At 57.3% G+C, this 3857-nt stretch carries 6 protein-coding genes; 5 read left to right on the top strand and 1 reads right to left on the bottom strand.

What is annotated here, in order from left to right:
* Positions 1–469: tRNA (guanosine(46)-N7)-methyltransferase TrmB (trmB, locus tag ACIQ0Q_RS08350; protein ID WP_395772479.1), on the top strand; the 469-nt coding region annotated here is incomplete at its 5' end.
* Positions 470–483: 14 nt separating this feature from the next.
* Complete coding sequence (locus tag ACIQ0Q_RS08345; RefSeq protein WP_395772478.1) at positions 484–2322, top strand: SLC13 family permease; 1839 nt, start codon at positions 484–486, stop codon at positions 2320–2322.
* On the opposite strand, the gene ACIQ0Q_RS08340 is transcribed toward ACIQ0Q_RS08345, so the two are convergent.
* Entirely contained in the window at positions 2319–2687 is a 369-nt protein-coding gene (locus ACIQ0Q_RS08340; RefSeq protein WP_395772477.1) for a Rieske (2Fe-2S) protein, read from the bottom strand. The two genes, ACIQ0Q_RS08345 and ACIQ0Q_RS08340, sit on opposite strands and share 4 nt — an antisense overlap.
* A gap of 32 nt (positions 2688–2719) precedes the next feature.
* Here ACIQ0Q_RS08340 and ACIQ0Q_RS08335 point away from each other — a divergent pair, with 32 nt between their 5' ends.
* From ACIQ0Q_RS08335 to ACIQ0Q_RS08325, 3 genes are all read left to right on the top strand, one after another.
* The gene (locus ACIQ0Q_RS08335; protein ID WP_395772476.1) at positions 2720–2983 is read left to right on the top strand and encodes a hypothetical protein; all 264 of its coding nucleotides are present in this window, start codon (positions 2720–2722) and stop codon (positions 2981–2983) included.
* Positions 2984–3037: 54 nt separating this feature from the next.
* Complete coding sequence (locus ACIQ0Q_RS08330) at positions 3038–3724, top strand: fumarylacetoacetate hydrolase family protein (protein WP_395772475.1); 687 nt, start codon at positions 3038–3040, stop codon at positions 3722–3724.
* Between the two features lie 23 nt (positions 3725–3747).
* Positions 3748–3857: MscL family protein (locus ACIQ0Q_RS08325; protein WP_395772480.1), on the top strand; the 110-nt coding region annotated here is incomplete at its 3' end.

Here is a 3857-nt window from a genome sequence, read left to right as displayed (position 1 = left end):
GAACGAACCAGATCGCAACTTCATCGGCATCGAGGTGCACTCACCCGGCGTAGGGCGCGCACTCAATGCCGTGGCTGAGGCCGGTCTCGATAACGTCCGCATCTATCGTCATGATGCCGTGGAGGTTATGCGCGATGACATCATGGACGGGAGTCTTTCGGAAGTGCGCATTTACTTTCCGGACCCCTGGCATAAGAAGCGGCACCACAAGCGTCGCCTGATCCAACCGGATTTCGTCGCCCTGCTGTGCCGCAAACTCAGATCCGGCGGCCAGCTGCATCTGGCCAGCGACTGGCAGGAATATGTTGAGCACATGTGGGAAGTCTGTGACAATGAACCGGAATTACTGGCCACTGCCGGAGCACGCCACTGCGTTGAACGTCCGGTCTGGCGCCGGCAGACGCATTTCGAGAGCCGCGGCCGGAAGCTCGGTCATGGCGTCTGGGACCTGCTTTACACCCGTCGATAGGAGTCGAAACACGCATGCATAGCGGTCTGGTTCTGACACAAGACATGCTGATTGTGCTGGGTCTGACCGCCTTCATCATCGCCATGCTGATGTTCGAACGCATACGTGCCGATGCGGCCTCGCTGCTGGCACTGGTCGTGCTCGGGCTCACCGGTGTCGTTTCCGAAACCGACCTGTTCAAAGGCTTCGCCGGTAATGCCGTCATCAGCGTCATGGCATCGATGATCCTGAGTACCGCACTCGACCGGACCGGCGCGCTCAACCGCCTGGCTGGCTGGTTGCTGCGCCGGGCCAATGGCAAAGAACAGCGATTGGTGCTGATTACCTCGGCTGCGGCCGGCGGCATGTCCGGGTTCATGCAGAATCCGGCGGTCACTTCACTGTTTCTTCCCGTCGCCGCACGCCTATCCCGCCGGACCGGCATCGGACTGGGACAACTGCTGTTACCCATCGCCGCCTGCATCATTCTGGGCGCGCAACTGACGATGATCGGCAACTCACCGCTGATGCTGCTAAATGATCTGCTGCGCTCGGCCAATCAGAACCTTCCATCGGGTGTCGCGACCCTGGAAGATCTGCCGATGTTCCGGCCCTTGCCGATCGGCCTGGTATTACTCGGCCTAGGGCTGATTTACTTCCGCTTCCGCAAGCATCTCGGATTCCTTCCAGAAACCGGCAGCAACGTCAATCCGAATACGCCAGAACATTACTTCGCGGAAGCTTATGGCATCGAAGGCGATGTACACGAACTGGTGCTCACCTCCGAAAGTCCGCTCATCGGTATGAGTATCGGAGATGCCGAGGCTGAAATCGGTGCGCCGCTCTATCTTGCCCTGCATAGCGGCACCGAATCACGCATGGCACCACCGGCCGATGAGCGCCTGACCGCCGGTAGCGTCATCGGTGTCATGGGTACGCCAGAAATGGTCAGTACCTATGCCGAAAGCAAGCAACTGAAATTCACCCAGCGCCTACGCGTGCTCGGAGATCTGTTTAACCCATCACAGTCCGGCATTTCCGAGGCGGTCATTCCCAGCAATTCGCCGTTCATCGGCAAGGCACAGGCCGAGCTGCGTCTGCGCAAACGCTATGGCATCAGCCTGCTTGCCATCAACCGCGATAAAAAAGTCCTGCGCCGCAACATCCGCAATCTGCCGATCCGTGCCGGCGACATCCTGGTGTTCCATTCGAACTGGAATGATTTGGCTCAGGCCAATGCCAATAAGGAATTCGTGGTCATCACCGATTATCCGAAGCAGGAACAGCGACCGCACAAACTGCGCGTGGCTCTCGGCATTTTCACCGGCAGCATGCTGCTGGCATTAAGCAATGTGGTACCGCTGCCGATCGCGCTCATGGCAGGTGCTGTACTCATGGTCGTCACCGGCGTCCTCGATATGGAGGAAGCCTATGCCTCGATCAGCTGGAAAACGGTGTTCACCATGGCCTGTCTGATTCCCCTTGGCATCGCTATGGACTCCACCGGCGCTGCCAACTGGCTTGCCCAGCACAGCATCGAACGTTTGGGTACCGGGGTGCCGGATTGGCTGATCCAGACGGCTCTGGCGATTTTCACCACCTGTCTGGCATTGGTCATCGGCAATGTCGGTGCCACCGTGGTCATGGTCCCGATGGCCATCAACATCGCCCTGGCCGCCGATGGCAATCCGATGGCCTATGCCTTCCTGGCTGCCCTGTGCGCCTCCAACAACTTCATCAGCCATTCCAATCCGGTGGTTTCGATGATTGCCGGTCCCGCCGGATACAGCACGCGCGACCTCTGGCGCAGCGGATTACCGATTACCCTGCTGTTTCTGGTGGTTTCGGTGATCGGCGTCAATCTGCTGTTCTAGTCAAGCGGATCCGGCCACTCAACCCTCAAAACACCGTCCTGCCACAGGCTGGCATAAGGCGTCAGCGACTCGCCACGGCACGGGCCTTGTAGACACAGGCCATCGGCCATACCGAAAACCGCCCCATGTGCCGCGCATACCAAGGTCGCATTCTTAGTCAGAAACCGATCCGGGGCATAATCCAGAGGACGGCCCTGATGCGGGCAGCGATTGGCGTAAACCCGAACCGACTCACCACAGCGAATGACAATCAAGGGCGTGGATTGACCGCGAATCAAGGGGGTTATGGTAACCGGCGTCTCATTTTCAAGAACCGGGATTGCTATTAACGAACAATTTACACTTTCCAATCCTTGCCTCGGCATACTGTCGGTTCCCTGAGTTTTATAGCATATCCATGCGCAGTATTTTCCATCGTCTTTTGCTGACTCGACCCAACAAGCCCCGCAACCCGGTATTGAAGGCCGTATTTTCTGTACTTGGCCTATTTTTCCTGTTCGGTGTATGCGTGTTCGCTATTTTTGTCGGAGTGTTCATGCTGGTTGCCAGCTTCCTCCTGAAGCGTCTCGGGAAGAAACCCGCCACCGCACGTTCCGATGCTGATGTACTCAATGCCGAATACACTGTGATCGAGAAATCAACGATTAGTCTGTCCCGCTAATCTTTTAAAAACTGCCCAATACCGCTAAACTGGACTTTTAAGGAAGCCCATATCATGGACTACGCATTTCCGCCGCCGGATCAGGCCAGTATCGGTATTGCCGGCAGCAGCAAGCGCTTCCCCGTGCACCGGATTTACTGCGTCGGCCGAAATTTCGCCGAGCATGCGCGCGAAATGGGCGCCGAACCGTCCAGAGGCAGTCCCGTGTTTTTCATGAAACCGGCCGATGCCGTCATTCAAGATAATGTGATTCCCTACCCCGGCTGCACCGAAGATCTCCATCATGAAGTTGAACTGGTGGTGGCGCTTGGACCTTCGTTACCAGAGCAATGGACTACCGAGAACGCCTTACAGGCCGTGTATGGCTATGCCGTCGGACTGGATCTGACCCGACGTGACCTGCAGACCGCTGCCAAGGAGAAACGACTGCCGTGGGATACCGCCAAAGGCTTTGACGCCTCGGCGCCGGTCAGCGACATCGTGCCGGTTCATCAAGCGCAGATCACTGCCGATACCCTGTTGAGCCTGCAGGTCAACGGCATTCAGCGGCAAAAAGCCTGTCTAGGCGATATGATCTTTTCAGTCTGTGATGTCCTGCTGGCATTGTCCAAGCTGTATACCCTGCAACCGGGCGATCTTGTTTTCATGGGCACCCCGTCCGGCGTGGCGGCGCTGAAAGAAGGCGACCGCTTCCAGGCCGAATTGCAAGGCATTGCCGAACTGCACGGCATCATTCATTAATCCCCCTACTGGAGAAACCAATCATGAGCATACTTTCGGAATTCAAGGAATTTGCCCTGCGTGGCAACGTCATCGATCTTGCGGTCGGCGTGGTCATCGGCGGCGCTTTCGGGAAGATTGTCACCTCTCTGGT

Source organism: Arenimonas sp., from assembly GCF_044348765.1.
Lineage (GTDB): Bacteria > Pseudomonadota > Gammaproteobacteria > Xanthomonadales > Xanthomonadaceae > Arenimonas.
This window is presented reverse-complemented; position numbering and strand designations above follow the sequence as displayed.